The 15,515-nt window shown below is 38.3% G+C and carries 13 protein-coding genes, 1 pseudogene and 1 riboswitch; of the genes and pseudogenes, 7 read left to right on the top strand and 7 right to left on the bottom strand.

Annotated features, from left to right (window positions below):
- Positions 1 to 60 precede the first annotated feature (60 nt).
- From ED622_RS01230 to ED622_RS01215, 4 genes and pseudogenes are all read left to right on the top strand, one after another.
- On the top strand, positions 61 to 978 hold the full coding sequence (locus tag ED622_RS01230; RefSeq protein WP_122032160.1) for an ABC transporter substrate-binding protein: 918 nt from the start codon (positions 61 to 63) through the stop codon (positions 976 to 978).
- On the top strand, positions 978 to 2,018 hold the full coding sequence (locus tag ED622_RS01225; protein ID WP_122032159.1) for an iron ABC transporter permease: 1,041 nt from the start codon (positions 978 to 980) through the stop codon (positions 2,016 to 2,018). Before ED622_RS01230 ends, ED622_RS01225 begins: the two co-directional genes overlap by 1 nt.
- A pseudogene (locus ED622_RS20140) lies at positions 2,018 to 2,807 on the top strand (ABC transporter ATP-binding protein). Before ED622_RS01225 ends, ED622_RS20140 begins: the two are co-directional and overlap by 1 nt.
- Before the next feature lie 280 nt (positions 2,808 to 3,087).
- The gene (locus ED622_RS01215; RefSeq protein WP_122032158.1) at positions 3,088 to 4,944 is read left to right on the top strand and encodes a methyl-accepting chemotaxis protein; all 1,857 of its coding nucleotides are present in this window, start codon (positions 3,088 to 3,090) and stop codon (positions 4,942 to 4,944) included.
- A 96-nt stretch (positions 4,945 to 5,040) separates the two neighbouring features.
- Here ED622_RS01215 and ED622_RS01210 read toward each other — a convergent pair whose 3' ends face one another.
- From ED622_RS01210 to ED622_RS01200, 3 genes are all read right to left on the bottom strand, one after another.
- Entirely contained in the window at positions 5,041 to 6,411 is a 1,371-nt protein-coding gene (locus tag ED622_RS01210) for an L-serine ammonia-lyase (RefSeq protein WP_122032157.1), read from the bottom strand.
- Positions 6,412 to 6,664: 253 nt separating this feature from the next.
- A complete protein-coding gene (gene nfsA, locus ED622_RS01205) occupies positions 6,665 to 7,387 on the bottom strand; it encodes an oxygen-insensitive NADPH nitroreductase (RefSeq protein ID WP_122032156.1) in 723 nt (240 codons plus the stop codon).
- 99 nt (positions 7,388 to 7,486) lie between these two features.
- Complete coding sequence (locus ED622_RS01200) at positions 7,487 to 8,044, bottom strand: TMEM165/GDT1 family protein (protein ID WP_162922415.1); 558 nt, start codon at positions 8,042 to 8,044, stop codon at positions 7,487 to 7,489.
- A 95-nt stretch (positions 8,045 to 8,139) separates the two neighbouring features.
- Positions 8,140 to 8,271: riboswitch (yybP-ykoY riboswitch) on the bottom strand.
- A gap of 83 nt (positions 8,272 to 8,354) precedes the next feature.
- Between ED622_RS01200 and ED622_RS01195 the strand changes: the two genes are divergently transcribed.
- Together ED622_RS01195 and ED622_RS01190 are read left to right on the top strand one after the other, a co-directional pair.
- Positions 8,355 to 9,266, top strand: a complete 912-nt coding sequence (locus tag ED622_RS01195; RefSeq protein ID WP_122032154.1) for a LysR family transcriptional regulator — start codon at positions 8,355 to 8,357, stop codon at positions 9,264 to 9,266.
- A gap of 100 nt (positions 9,267 to 9,366) precedes the next feature.
- Complete coding sequence (locus tag ED622_RS01190) at positions 9,367 to 10,131, top strand: bifunctional 2-polyprenyl-6-hydroxyphenol methylase/3-demethylubiquinol 3-O-methyltransferase UbiG (RefSeq protein WP_122032153.1); 765 nt, start codon at positions 9,367 to 9,369, stop codon at positions 10,129 to 10,131.
- A gap of 15 nt (positions 10,132 to 10,146) precedes the next feature.
- Here ED622_RS01190 and ED622_RS01185 read toward each other — a convergent pair whose 3' ends face one another.
- The 3 genes from ED622_RS01185 to ED622_RS01175 all read right to left on the bottom strand — a co-directional run bounded on the left by ED622_RS01185 (position 10,147) and on the right by ED622_RS01175 (position 13,478).
- A complete protein-coding gene (locus ED622_RS01185; protein ID WP_122032152.1) occupies positions 10,147 to 11,058 on the bottom strand; it encodes a YjjW family glycine radical enzyme activase in 912 nt (303 codons plus the stop codon).
- 12 nt (positions 11,059 to 11,070) lie between these two features.
- Positions 11,071 to 12,597, bottom strand: a complete 1,527-nt coding sequence (locus tag ED622_RS01180; RefSeq protein WP_122032151.1) for a YjjI family glycine radical enzyme — start codon at positions 12,595 to 12,597, stop codon at positions 11,071 to 11,073.
- A 119-nt stretch (positions 12,598 to 12,716) separates the two neighbouring features.
- Positions 12,717 to 13,478 carry a helix-turn-helix domain-containing protein gene (locus ED622_RS01175; protein WP_122032150.1) on the bottom strand — a complete coding sequence of 254 codons (762 nt, stop codon included), beginning with the start codon at positions 13,476 to 13,478 and terminating at the stop codon, positions 12,717 to 12,719.
- A gap of 98 nt (positions 13,479 to 13,576) precedes the next feature.
- Between ED622_RS01175 and ED622_RS01170 the strand changes: the two genes are divergently transcribed.
- A complete protein-coding gene (locus ED622_RS01170) occupies positions 13,577 to 14,698 on the top strand; it encodes a multidrug effflux MFS transporter (protein ID WP_162922414.1) in 1,122 nt (373 codons plus the stop codon).
- A gap of 60 nt (positions 14,699 to 14,758) precedes the next feature.
- On the opposite strand, the gene ED622_RS01165 is transcribed toward ED622_RS01170, so the two are convergent.
- Positions 14,759 to 15,334, bottom strand: a complete 576-nt coding sequence (locus tag ED622_RS01165; RefSeq protein WP_122032149.1) for a hypothetical protein — start codon at positions 15,332 to 15,334, stop codon at positions 14,759 to 14,761.
- Positions 15,335 to 15,515: the final 181 nt, after the last annotated feature.

The following is a 15,515-nucleotide window of genomic DNA, read 5'->3' as shown; positions in this document are numbered from 1 at the left end:
TGCTTAATTTTATGTTCTATTACATTAGAACAATAATGTACGCGATTTACAGGAGTTTTCATGCGCTGGCCTGCGTTAAAATCATTTATTATTGCCTCTTCTTTTTTGTTTTCTTTTTCATCGACGGCTGAGACTATTTATCCGTTAAGCGTGGTTGATGGCTTAGGAAATTCTGTCGTTATTGAGAAAGAGCCTAAGAAAATCTCATCTAAAACTCTATTTACTGATGCTGTGTTATTAGAATTGGTGGATGACAGTTCACTCTCCAGTTTGACTGATTTAGCCAACAACCCTAATTACTCAGCGGTAAAAGACATTCTTCCTAAATCAGTCCCGTTGTTAGCACTGAATGTTGAAATGATCATTGCTAATCGTCCTGACATTGTGTTTGCGGCTAACTGGAGTGATGCTTCAAAGTTAGCGATTATTGAAAGTGCAGGTATTCCTGTTTATCGAATTCAAACACCTAAAACAATTGCAGAGATCGAAACTGAGATCTTACGTGTTGGCGAGATAGTTAACAAAAGTGAAGCGGCTAACAAAGTCGTTGCCAAAATGAAAGCGCGATTAACTCAAGATGTGATTAAGCCAAAACAAAGATTAACAGCGTTAGATTACAACCCGTGGGGAACATCAAGCGGACAAGACTCAACATGGGATGAAGTATTAGAACAAGCGGATTTGGATAATGCGATTGAAGGGTTAGTCAGTGATAAGTACGGCCAAGTGCCTGTATCAAAAGAAATGGTCATTGTGCTTAATCCTGATGTGTTGTTTATTCCTGCATGGGTTTATGGCGATAAGGATGGGGCTGAACAGTTTAAGCAAGAAGTAATGTCTGACCCATCACTACAATCTGTCACTGCTATTAAAGAAGGGCGTGTGTATCAAATGCCTCATGTATTAAGAAGCGTTTATAGTCAGTACATTATTGATGCTGTTCTTTTTGTTAATCATTCTGCGTATAAGAAACTCTAATGCCTTTTTATCGTTTAACATCATTTCAAATTATTATCTCAGTCAGTCTGTTTATTAGTCTGTTTTTGGCGTATCTCAGCCTTGGAGCTGTGCATATCCCTGTTCTCGATATATTGGCGATGTTTAAGAGTTACTTACTTAATGGTAGCGAATTCGCAGCAAAAGAATACCCATTAGCCTCTGCGATTGTAATGCACATTCGATTACCAAGAGCGTGTGCCGCTATTCTGGCTGGTGGCGCATTGGCGTTGGCAGGAGCTTGTACTCAGGGCTTATTCAAAAATCCATTAGCCAGTCCAGATGTGCTAGGTGTGAGTTCTGGCAGTAGTTTTGGGGCAGTCATCGCAATTGTATCTGGCTTCTCGTTTATGAACCCGATGTGGTTACCTATTTTTACTACGGTGGGGGCATTAGCGGCATCAGCATTTATTTATGTGCTTGCATCTCGTCATTCATCCTCTCAAATCTTGTTTTTAATCTTAACGGGTTTGGCGCTTTCTAGTTTATTAGGTGGCGCTCGAATGGGGTTGCTATTAATGGCTCAGCAATACGAAGTCAGCCAATTTGTCTTTTGGGCAATGGGTGGTTTAGATGGTCGTATGTGGCAACATTTATTATGGCCAACGCCAGTTATTATCATTGTTTCAATTTTGCTCTTAAAAGAGAGCCGTGCCTTAAATTTATTAGCATTAGGTGAAGAGAGTGCGCACGGCATGGGGCTTAATGTAAAGCAAACCCGATTCAAGCTATTGATGTTCGCTACTTTACTTACCGCAATGTCGATAGCGATAGCCGGACCAATTGGTTTTATTGGTTTGATGGTGCCACATTTAGTGCGTTTATTGGTTGGGCCTGCGCATGAAAAGCTGTTGCCGTTCTCTGCCATTTTTGGTGTTATTTTCTTGCTCGTATGTGATTTGTTAGGCCGTTGGGTTATTGCGCCAAATGAATTGAAAGCAGGGATCATTACCTCGTTTATTGGCGGTTGTTACTTTATAGGTTTAATTATTCGATTCCAAAGAAAAGGGCGTTTAGCATGATGAATTCAACAGCGGCACTACTAAACGTATCAAACCTAAGTTATCAAGTTGGTTCAAAAACGCTATTAAAAGACATTTCTTTTTCTGTGAATGCGGGTGAGTTAGTCGGTATTATTGGCCCTAATGGCGCAGGTAAAAGTACCTTAATGAAGTGTATTAGTGGCTTTCAAGCATATTCACAGGGTGAGATATCGATCAAAGATGAATCGCTATCGAGCCTTTCTCATATTGAGCGTGCATTAAGCATGAGCTACTTACCCCAGTACAGTGAAGCAGCATTCCCATTTAGTGTGATGGAAACTATTGGTTTAGGGTTTCATGCCCGTCAGCAACAAGAAGTCATTTCAGCAGCCCTGATTAAAGGATCAAAGCAAAGTGGCGTTAGAAAGGGTGGGAATAGGGCATTTAAGTTCTAGAACCGTGACCGATTTATCTGGAGGCGAAAAGCAACTTGTACATTTTGCTCGAACCTTAGTCCAAGGTACCTCTTTAATGTTGCTTGATGAGCCAACCGCCAGTTTGGATATTGGCCATGAATCTCAGTTAATGAATGTACTCCATAAAGAGTGTCAGAATGGAAAATCTGCCTTGGTTGCGATTCATAACTTAAATACTGCGGCAGAGTTTTGTGATCGGCTAATCTTGATTAACCAAGGTGAAGTGATGGCTGAAGGTAAGCCTAATGAGGTATTGAGTGAAGAGAATATCCGAACTTTATACCAAGACTTAGTGATGGTGTCTCATCATGCAGTGACAGGGAATACGATAGTGTCGCCGTATAAAAGATAGAACAGTAACCAAATTTACCCTATAAAAATCCAGAGCCTCGTTTGAGAACTCTGGATTTTTTCTTATGGTAGTTCTACGAAGAACCTTATTTTTAGATGTAAAACAATTGATCTATTTTATGAATGATTATACCAATAATATAATTCAGAATGGTCAGTTTTATTTTGTGTGATCTAGATCGTAAATATTATATTGTAATATTTTATTGCGATTTATATGGATATGTAACTTAAATTTATGATGCTATAAATATTGCCACTTTAACTCTGGTAAATTTAATATGATAAAAAAAATAAATACCTTTTTTTTAATAGGCATGATTTTATCTATGATGATATCTAGCGTTTTTCTTTATTGGAAAATAAATGATATTAAAGATGAAAGAATAACAACAACTAATAATGATGTTGTGAATGTTATTTCTAAAACATTTAGAGGTAAGTTAGATTCACTTACAACATTAATGAAAAGCATTGCTATTACTGTTGATATTGAAAAAAATAGTGAGTTACTAGAAAAACTTAAACTTACGAATAAAGAAAATGATGCTGTTATTGGATTGTTTGTTGCTAATTTAAAAGGGGATGTTTTTAGTGATAATCTTAATGGTTGGGTTCCTGGGTTTAACGCAAGAGAAGTCGGGAGAGAGTGGTTTAATAGCGTAGCTATAGATGAAATGAACTCAAATATTTCAGCCCCTTATATGTCAGAAGAGAATGGAGAAAGTGTCGTTACGGTATCTGTTCCTATTTATAAAAATAATGAAATTATCGGTATCCTTGGTGCTGATATTTCGTTGTCTTTATTGATGGTAGATTTAAATTTAGAATACGCAATTACTGATAATAAAGGCACAGTTATCGTTGCCGATAAAACAACGGAAGGGTGGTTGTATAAAAATATTTATAAGATAAGACCTGAGTTTGAAAATGTGACAAAATTACCCTACTTATATGACACTCCTGATAGTGACATTTATACAGTATCAAAAACAGCGATTGGAAAAAATTATCAACTTTTTTCTTTTACTGGACAAAAAGAAAATTTAAAAAAACTAAATGACTTGATGGTTTTTATATTTGTTTTATTTATATTTATAGGGGCGTTCCTTTCCTTAATTGTATGTGTTGTGGTGAAAAGGGAATTGAAAATATTACCGATTATATCTGAAAATATAGTAAGCATGTCAAAAGGAGAATTCCATGTGCCTGATATTTCATCTTCTGGAAATGAACTAGATCTTATTATTAACTCTTTAAAAGAAATGAATACAACGATATTAAAAACAACTCGGCTCTCTTCTCATGTGGTTAGTGAGCTTATGAATAGCCAAGAAAGCATTAGTAAAGTCGTAGAAAATAGTGATGTAGGATTGCAAGAAAGTATGTTGCTTGTTGGTGATTCATTGCAAAACTCTAACGATCTTTCTGTAATCGCAAAGAGCGTTGCTGAACAAGCTGAATTAGCGAAAATATCGACGGATAAAGCACTTAATTCAATAGAAAATAGTCGTTTAACATTGAATAAATCTGAAGAAATATCTCAAAAAATAACTCATACAATGGAGTGTTCAGCTGAATTAACTAAAGATATGCGGAAGTACACAGAAGCGATAGATTCGGTAATTGAAGTGATTGAAACCATTTCAGAACAAACTAATTTATTAGCATTAAACGCCGCAATAGAAGCAGCAAGAGCTGGGGAGTTTGGTAGAGGTTTTTCTGTGGTGGCAGATGAAGTTCGAACCTTAGCCACTAAAACACAGAGCTCAACTGTTAATGTAAAAGAAATCATTTCTAAGTTAAAAGAGCAATCTATAAAAACCGATAACTTCATGATTGATAACGTATCGTTGATTGAAGAGTCGAAGAAAATAGTTTCGACCCTATCTGTTGTCTTTGATGGTCTTACTGACAACGTCAATGAAGTGTCTAGGATTAATAATGCAGTCAACTCTGATTCTAAAAATCAAGTATTGGTTGCTGAGAAAATTTCAGTTTCGTTAAATCACATGAATGATATGTCCAAACAAAATATTCAATACCTAAAAGAAACCGTTGTTGTTAATGATCAAATTTCAGTATTAACCGATAAATTGAAAGAGAATATTTCATTCTTTGATGGAGAGAATAAATAAAGTATTCGTTATCTGATATTTTCAGATGGATTAACATAAAAAATCCAGAGCCTCGTTTGAGTCGCTCTGGATTTTTTGTTTACTGGTTAGATGAAATTATTCACACGGTGGTGCCATGTGAATTAACGCCAATCCACCAAGTGATGTCTCACGGTATTTACGGTTCATGTCTTTACCTGTTTGATACATGGTATCGATCACTTTATCGAGTGAAATAAGACATTTACTAGTGCGCTTTAATGCCATGCGAGAGGCGTTAATTGCTTTCATTGACCCCATTGCATTACGTTCGATACAAGGCACTTGAACAAGACCACCAATCGGGTCACAGGTCATGCCCAATGAGTGTTCCATGGCAATTTCCGCTGCCATACAAATTTGCTCATTACTGCCGCCGCGAAGTGCTGTTAGTCCTGCTGCTGCCATTGAGGATGAAACACCCACTTCACCCTGACAACCCACCTCAGCACCAGAAATCGAGGCATTGGTTTTGTATAAAATACCAATGGCCCCAGAGACAGCTAAGAAGTCTTTTAGTTGTTTCGTATCTAGTTCTTTAATGAATCTATGGTAATACATTAACACGCCAGGAATGACGCCAGCAGCACCATTAGTTGGTGATGTTACTACTTGGCCGCCTGCTGCGTTTTCTTCACTTACTGCAAACGCAAATAAGTTAATCCAATCCATGATCTCCATTGGATCATTCTCAATAGAGGCGTTTGCTTCTAGCTTTTTCAATAAAGCAGGAGCACGACGAACGACATTTAGGCCGCCTTCAAGGATGCCTTCAGTTTGAAAACCGCGGTCCATACAAAGAGACATTACTTTCCAAATTTGGTCGGCTTTTGCATCAATGGCTTCCATCGGCTGAAATGCAACTTCGTTACGTAGTACAAAAGCACCTAAGCTTAATCCTTGTTCTTCTGCTTTTTCTAGCATCTCATCAGCAGACTTAAATGGGAATTCAACCTCAACAGTAGTGGTGCTTTTTCCATTCGTTAATTCATCTGCGGTTGCAATAAAACCACCACCAACTGAGTAGTAGGTTTCTATTACTAATAGATCTCCCGTGTTATTAAACGCAGAAATCGTCATGCCATTTTCATGTAAAGGTAAGTTGGTTTTATGAAATAGCATATCCGTTTCATAATCAAAAATGATTTCATGATCGCCAGCAATGCGTAATACTTTATCTTCAATTGCTTTTTTCATGGCTAAGTTGGCGCTGGTAATCTTGATATTATCTGGACGATTTCCCAGTAACCCTAAAATGGTTGCACGGTCAGTGTGGTGGCCGATCCCCGTTAAAGAGAGTGAACCATATAAATCAACCTGAACACGAGAAACTTGCGCTAAATGTGGTTGAATAAGTTGGGTGAAGTTGTACCCAGCAATCATAGGACCATTTGTGTGTGAGCTTGATGGCCCAACGCCAATTTTGTAGATATCAAAGATAGACAGCATAAGACATTACCTATTTTAGAGTTGCAAAACCAAGAATATAAATGTGTGAGCGGCATTTACAGGCATTGCTATTATAATTATTAAGTTTAGTTGTTTTGTAGATTTGTGCTGATACCAATTGAATTTCGTTAGTTGGTATCAAAATTAAAAATCCCAAGTACACATAATGATAACTCGGGATTAATGAGGCGGAAAGTAACATGAATATGGAAGGACAAATACCCCAAAAAAGAAGGGGTAAAGGATTTATTGATTACTTAATCGCTAGGCCTTTGTTATTCAAGTACCCCTTGATATGAGGGCGTGACTCTTGTGACAACTTGCCTGTGATTTGTTCTGACCATGAACTTTGTTTTTGATTACTGCTACGGGTTGCATAGTATGTCGACATGATGTCGTCGTATTCATGGATTTTGCTTTTATCTAATGGTTGATATGTATTTTCATGAACAATGACATCTGGACTTAGACGTGGTTTTTTTTGTGGTGTTTGAGCTGGATGGCCTAAACACATACCAAAGAGAACGGCGGTGTAATCTGGCAACTCAAGTAAATTATCGACTTCTTGCGCATGAGTACGTAAACCACCAATATATACACCACCTAGTTCCATCGATTCGGCCGCCAATAAGCAATTTTGAGCCATGATCCCTGCGTCAACAGCACCAATCAGGGTTAATTCTGTATATTCAGCTTTTATTTCTGGATTCATTTCATAGTGACGTTGAAAATCAATACAAAAAACCAAAAACTCCGCAGCGCCTTCTACATAAGGTTGACCGTCAGAAAGCTCAACTAACGCTTTACGTCTATCTATATCGGTAACACGAATAATTGAATTTACTTGAAGTAAGCTAGAAGAAGAGGCTGCAATACCAGCGCTGATGATGGTATCTAATTGCTCTTTAGAGATAGGTTCGTTAGTAAAAGAACGAATAGAGCGGTGGTTTAGAATCGTATCGATAACTGGGTTCATAAATAGTCCATTATTCGGTTTGTAGGAAAAGTAAATAGCTTACATGAGTGATTTATCAATATTTCTTAAATCAAGAATAATCACTCATGCTCACTATGTCTACATTCCGAAGAAAGTACCTACTGCCAAGCCTAGGAAGATCAAGGCAGTAACACGATGAATTAAGGTTAACGGCAGTTTATCGGCAGAGAATTTACCAATCAATACGACTGGAACGTTTGCAAGTAACATACCTACCGTTGTTCCTAGAATAACCCAATGTAAAGCATCGGCATTTTGGGCACCTAAGATCGACGTGGCGATTTGTGTTTTATCACCAATCTCAGCAATGAAAAAGGCAATGAAGCTAGCAACAAAAGGGCCTCTGTTTGAGATGGTTTCGTCTTCATCTAATTTGTCAGGAATTAAAACCCAACCAGCCATCGCCACAAAACTAACAATGAGAGCCCACTTTAAGGTTTCAGGGGTTAAGAAGTCAGCAACAACTACGCCTAAATATGCAGCTAAAGCATGATTTAAAATAGTCGCAAAAAAGATCGCGGCAATAATAGGGATTGGTTTTCGGTATCTACTGGCAAGCAGCAAAGAGAGAAGTTGGGTTTTATCACCGATTTCAGCTAGTGCGACGGTGGTTATGGATATTGCTAATACACTCACGACATTACTCACTTGGGCGGGATTATAATTATAAGATCCACAGAAAAACCTCACGCCCACCCAATGGTTCGTGATGTTAATCTAAGGTCTTGCCGAACAAGTTGCTCATACTTGTCTCGTATACCATGATGATTTTGCATCAATTATGTTGATATACGAACTTTCAGGTTTCTCTATATTTAGATAAAACAAGAAAGCGGGCTACTCCCCAAAGAGTAAGGCGGTGGATATTAAAGGATGTTATTTCTTATTTCAACTGCAAAGTGTTTTATAATGTTTCTAGGTTTAACTTTTTACTCAATGGGCAATAATGGATCTTATTCAACTCTCTCGCATTAGCTTCAAGCATCTTACTGCGTTGCATGTCATGCTCTCTACACACAGCGTAACGCAAAGTGCTGAGATATTATGCATGAGCCCATCAAGTGTGAGTAAAACCTTATCTCAATTACGACAATTATTGGATGATGAGCTGTTTTATCGTGACGGTACGAAATTAATTCCAACCTCTTATGCGTTAAAAATTGGACCCGTATTGCATCAAATTTTAAATAATATGAATGGGTTATTGAATCAGTCTACGTTTAAACCTAAAGACTTCTCTGGTAAGTACTCACTCTCAATGCGAGAAAGTACTTTTGAGATATTTGCCCCAATCATTAGTGATATTCTTTCGACTCAAGCGCCTAGTTCTCATATCGACATCCACTCAAAAGAGCAGTTGGGGTTTGATGCCTTATTAAATGGCCAAGTTGATGTGATTTTACTGCCACATGATAGAAGTCAGCCGCCAACAACTGAAAAGCAGTTGGTTTGGGAAACGGTGATCGAAGATGAAATGATTTGTCTTATGAGTGCCGACCATCCCTTAGTTGATAAGGAGTTAACGGTTGAGGATTATCTAGCTTATAAACATATTGGTATTTTTGATAAGGAATTAAATGTCCCCTATTTTGAGCAGTGTCTAGCTCAGCAATACCAACCAAGGGACGTCGCTATTTCTGTGGCTGATTTTGGCAGTGCAGCAACCTTGTGTCATCACACTGAATTTTTATTTACGAGCTCTAAAAAATGGGCAGAAATGGCAAGTCAGGCGAAGGGGTTAGTGATAAAACAGATGCCATTTGATTATGGGCAGGTGGTGTATAGCATGGTTTATAATAAATTAAGTATCAATGATCAGGCCGTAAGCTGGCTGTGTGATCGCATTAAGGAAAAATAAGACATGCTGCTTAGGTAATTAATGTTACTATTTTTGAAGAAATATCAGCATCACATTTAATTTGGATGCTTTATAACCAATTGTTTATCAAGGCAGTAAAATGGATTTACCACAAGAACAGATCACCGCAGAACACTCTTTAGAACGTATTTACCCAAAACAGCTGAACCAAGATGATAAAGGTCATCAAGATGTGTTGGAAATCCATTTAGAACGCTATCAATTTGCCTCTGAACAGTTACGTGGCAGTTCTATTTTAGATATTGCTTGTGGTTGTGGTTATGGCACTGCATTAATGGCAGAAGCTCATCCTGATAAACAATTTGTTGGTGTTGATGTTGATCCAATAGCGGTTAACTATGCCAGAGAGCATTATCAAGCGGATAACTTACGTTATGAATGCGGTAATGGTATGGATTTTCAATTAGCTAACAAAGAGGGCGGCTTTCAGCACTTTGATACTATCATTAGCTTAGAAACCATAGAGCATGTGCCTGAGCCTCAAAAAATGGTAACGCACTTATTAACTCAGTTGAATGAACAAGGGGTTATGATCGCGTCGGTTCCGACCACGCCTACGGTTGATGGGAATCCTCACCATTTGCATGATTTTACAGTGGCCTCTTTTTATCGTCTGTTTTCAGCTTCAAATTATCAAGCGGGTGAAACGTTTGAGCAGATCCAATATTGGGAATTTAAAGGATTGTTTTCGAAAAAAGAATCTAAAGAAAACCGCTCGCAAGGTGTCGGTCGCAATATCGTTAAACACTATATTAAAAAACCGAGCGCACTGTTTTATAGAGTGCACTCGATCCTTACTAAAGGTTTAAATAATCGCTATTTGACTGCGGTATTTTCAAAATAACCAATAACCAAAGCATTAAGTATAAATCGATGGGGTGATCACTGAACGCCCTAATCGAGTCACTAACTTGGCTTCAAACTCTTCCATCTGTGCTTTACTGCATTTATCCCACACTAACGCTTCACCAATCACGCCATGATGTTGGAATGCATTTAAACGGATAGTAATATTTTCGGATAATGTCTTTAAATACTCACTAATAGCATCGATTTCACACAATAAATCGGTTTTATTTGGAATGTACAACAGTCGAACTTCGTGCAATTTTTCGTGCTTAGCTAATAGATTGATCGACTGTAATACGCGATGGTTTTCTCTACCGACTAACCATAGATGCGTGTCATTTTGCCATGCTTTTAAGTCAATCATAGTCCCATCTAAATAGGGTAGAACTTTATTCCAGCCTTGCTCAGATAGACTGCCATTGCTGTCTATGAAACAAGTAAGGTGGCCTAATGATTTTTCTGATTTGATGGCTTTAAAGTATTCAATAATGAAGGGTAATTGCAGGGTCGCTTCACCACCAGAAATCGTAACACCACTTAAAAATGGCGCGTGTTTTTTGGTGAATTCAATTAGTTTTCCTACCGTATACGTTGTTATTTTTGGGTTTGATTTACTTGGGCAGACATCAATGCATTTATCACATTGAGTACACAGCGCTTCATTCCATATAACTTTCTTGTTTGGTGAATCATCAAAGGTTAATGCACCTGTTGGGCATGGCTCTACGCAATTACCACAATGATCACAGTGATTAATAGTATGAGGGTTATGACAAGTTATACAATCGTAATTACAGCCTTGTAAGAAGATCACAAGGCGGTTTCCGGGGCCATCAACACAAGAAAAGGTCAGTATTTTACTGACCAATCCTGTTTTGTTGTCGTTGATGTTATCGCCAGAAAAAAGATCAGCGTTAACCATAGTAATGACTTCTTATTCTGCGTATGCAGGTGTCATTTCTATCGCCACAACACGAGGTGTACGGTTCAATACTTCCGTGTTTTTCGCCGCTTCTGCTCCTAAAAACGTAGTATTGGTTCGAGAGCCTTCAGCGTCGTACTTAGCGATATCAGACAGTTTTACCATGTAACCGGTAATACGAACTAAATCGTTAGAAGCAACATTGGCGGTAAACTCTCGATAGCCTAATTGCAGTGCGCCTTTTGCTAAATTAAACATCGCTTCAGGGTTTGATTTAACTGTTTCATCAATGGTCAAAATATCACTGACACCAGAGGTGTAATATTGGTGGTGCTCAGCGGTGGCTTGCACATAAGATACTGGATCAGGTTCTGTGCCGTAAGGGATACGAACACCTGGAGTAACATCAAGATCTAAGCTAATGCCACCTTGTGCATGAAGCAGTGCTTTCCCGTGATAGCCGTGTTTTACCTCGGTTGCATCAACGATCTCTGAGAGTTGTTTTGAAATAGCATGGCCCAATTGGTTTGCCATTTCATCATGACCGTATTTTGCTGCAATGCCTTCTTTTTCCATAAGAATATCGACGGCTTCAGCCATGCCGTAAATGCCAAACATTGGTGCGAATCGGTCTTCACTAATTAATCCTTCTTTGGTTAAAAAACCTTCAAAGAAATTTGATTTTTCATGTAAGAATGAACTTCTTGTATTAATTAAGCCAAACATAACGTTGCAGTAATTAGGTAGCACGTTATCAACAAAGTCCGCTTTATTTTGGGCTTTTTTAGCCACTTCTTTTAAGTTCATGCGGACAAGAGTGTTAGAGCCACCAGCTAATGGTAGCGAGTTGTAGCAACTGACGATGCCAAAGCCGGTGTTATTGTACGCTTTTGCGTGTACTGGGTAATTTGCAATGTGAGGTTTACTGCACTCACAAATATTTGCAGCCGCTTGACGAAGCAGATCATCTGGTGTGATCTCAGCATCGTACATAAAGGTTAAGTTAGGAGCAATTTGCTTTAATTCAGCATCAACACGTAAAATAGTACGACAAATAATATTATCTGTTGGGCCAATGTTTACGTGCATGAAGGCATCAGGTAGTGTGCGATCAAGCATTATCCAAAAGCGTTTTATTTTTTGGTAAATTTCTTCATCACTAAGGGTACCAACAAAAGGCATAAGCACAGTATCAAGTTGGCCAAGATAAACAGGGATAGAAGTAACGGAAGGGACATGATGATAAATTATAGTGAGTAAATTTAATGCATCATCAAAATCTTCGGCCGCAGATAGCTCTAGGTATTTTGAACCTTGAGATAAAAATTTTGCGTAATCAGGTAATACATAACGAGGTTTAAAAGGGGCGTGGCCCTCAAACATATCACACAGAATGCCATCATCCAGTGCTTGTTGAGTATCAGAGTCAATCTCCATATAAGGCAAGCTAGCCTCAGCTTCTAATGCTAAATATTGTGATTTCTGTTTTGGAGAAAGGTTTGCATCGGTAATGATGCTATAGAAACGTTCTTGACTCATGATAAAACCCTTTTTATTAGTATGGGTTTATTCTAATGGAATAGTATAATTTCTTTTAGTGAAAGTATGCGAAGTACTTATTTCTATTTTGGAAATATAATAATTAGTAGTCGATATGTTCACATAAATCGCGCTGGTGTCTCACCTGTGTGTTGTTTGAAAAAGTGAATAAATGCGCTATCACTAGAGAACTCTAATGAATGAGCAACTTCTGAGACGCTTTTATTTTCAGCAAGATGTTCAATAGCGGTAAGTAAGCGCCATTGTTGTCGCCACGCTTGATAAGGCATCCCTGTTTCTTTTATGAATAAACGTGAGATGGTTTTGCTACTGGCCCCAATTTGAATCGACATTTCATTTAATGGCTGTGGAAGGATCGCCTTTGTGGTTATTTTATTTAACCATGCAGTGAGTCGTTTGTCCGTAGGTAAAGGAAGGGTGAGATCGTATCTTTCAGCATGAAGTAATTCCTCACAACATAAAGCCAGAGTATTGGTTTGTTCATTGCTTGGTTTATCCCACTCCCAAAAGGCCATTCGTTCAATAAGTTCTTTCAATAAGGGGGTAACGTTAAAGATGGCGAGTTCGCTAGGTAAGTTATCAATAGCTGAGGGAGCAAAATAGAGCGATCGATAAGCGACAACATTTCTCATGACAGCGCAGTGTTTCACGCCTGCTGGGATCCATGCGGCTTTGGTTGGTGGAAGTACACAGTGTGAGCCATCCAGAGTAATAGTCATGCATCCGTGCGGAGCAAATAGCAGTTGAGCTCGATTATGCTTATGCATGCCTGAATCATGTTTACCTACTTCTGCCGCAATCCCCACAAAAGGATAGAGGGTGTTATCGACATTAATTGGTGTTTTTCCATCGATTAACATAGCTTGTCCTTATTTTGATGTTTATTGTTCTACTGTTGATATTTGACCATGGCGCAAATCTTTATACTTCTTTTATTCCAATTTTAGAAGAAAAGAATATGAATAAAAAACCTCACATGGGATTACTCATCATGCTATTGATGTTCCCTCAAGTTGTTGAAACCATTTATAGCCCTGTATTACCTCACCTCGTCGATTATTTTGGCATATCAATGGCAAGCGCCAGTCAAACCTTATCTATCTATTTTATGGCCTTTGCTGTGGGTGTTGTTTTCTGGGGGCGCATCGCTGATGTAATTGGACGCCGAAAAGCGATGCTATGTGGTTTGCTGATTTATGCTATTGGTTGCCTGTTGGCCATTATTGCCGTTGATTTTAATATGGTGTTAATGGCACGTATTATTTCCGCTTTTGGTGCCGCAGTTGGTTCTGTTATCGGTCAGACAATATTACGTGATAGCTATGAAGGTAAAGAGTTAGGCAAAGTATTTTCAGTAGCGGTTATTGCGGTATCTATTAGCCCTGTTGTGGGTTTAATGCTGGGGGGATTTATTGCTGAGTATTTCGGGCATTTGATTGTATTTAGCTTGTTATTTGTTATAGCTATTATACTTTTAGTTGTGTCTACAGTGTCATTGCAAGAAACAAAACCTAGTCATCTTCAAACGATTAGTTTTATGAGTGTCTTTAAGGCAATGCTTAAAGATGGTGCTATTTGGAAGAGTGCGATTTTGGTTGCTTGCTTTAATATCATGATGTTTAGCTATTACTCTTTAGCGCCATTTATGTTTAGTCAGCTTGGATTAAGTTCGATGGAATTTGGTTACAGTGGTGTGGTCCTAGCTGTGGCTTCTATTTTTGGTAGTACATTAAATAAACGACTGTTAGAAAATGAGTGGAGCTCGCAGCGGTTAATTCAGGTGGCTGTTGTATTTAGCATGATAGGCTCGGTTCAGGTGTATTTGTATCAAGAGAGTCTTTGGTTTTTGCTCGGAATGGCAAGTGTGGTTGCTGGGTTTGGTATGGCTATTCCTAATATATTTAGCACGGCACTCGTTAATTATAAACACCAAGTAGGAACTGCTGGAGCGATTTTAGGTTTGTTTTATTATTGCTTAATTGGCAGTGGATTGAGTCTTGCTGGTGTCGTCGGGGATTTAGGGTTAGTGCTAATAGCAATGTCTTTATTGGCTGGAACCATCTTGTTATCCAGAGAATAAAGAGGATATGAATAAAAAGAGAGGCGCTAATAGCCTCTCTTTATGATTGATTTGATTATTTTATTTTGCCAGTTCGTAGTTTGCTTTCATTTCTTCTGGTGCAATAGCGTATTCGTAATCAGCAAGATAACCGTCTTTGTAGACTGTCATCCCTTTATCATCCCAACTCACTTGAATGATCGCAGTTTTACCATCTTCACTGCCCATCAGTGTTAGCATTTCATCATCAATCTTCACGGCTTTGATGGTTTTAATACGCTTAAATGATGCAAATTCTGTTGAGGTCGGAAGAATACCATACGTGCCTTTCCATACGTCTTGAGGTACTAACCATTCGTTATAGACATCATCAACAACTGCGGCTGGCATTCTAGCGACAACAACCTCTTTGATCATCGTATTGCTTGTTTCTAGATGGTAACCACCTTTGCCATCAGATACATAAGTAGGAAATTCTTTACCTATTTCAGAGGTTTTTGGTAATCGACCTAGCGTTGGTGAGCTCTTTATAAACAGTTGAGCAGATTCAAACTTTGTCATGATCTCTGGGATTTTTTGAAACTCGACAGGTGCTGAAAAGACTGAAAAAGAAGCGAACAAAGATGAAATAAGAAGGGTGTTTACGTATTTTTTCATTATAAACTCAATTGTCAATAAAGGTTGATTTCGCGACAATATAACGTATTTGGTTTTCATAAACAGGGACTGTGCTAACAATACCGCAATAAAAAGCCCTTATTACTAAAAGTGAATAAGGACTTTATTTTAAGCCAATAGACGCTGCTATTTATTATTAAACTTATTAATAAATTTGGGT

It is taken from the genome of Aliivibrio sp. EL58 (assembly GCF_900312675.1).
Taxonomy (GTDB): domain Bacteria; phylum Pseudomonadota; class Gammaproteobacteria; order Enterobacterales; family Vibrionaceae; genus Aliivibrio.
This window is presented reverse-complemented; position numbering and strand designations above follow the sequence as displayed.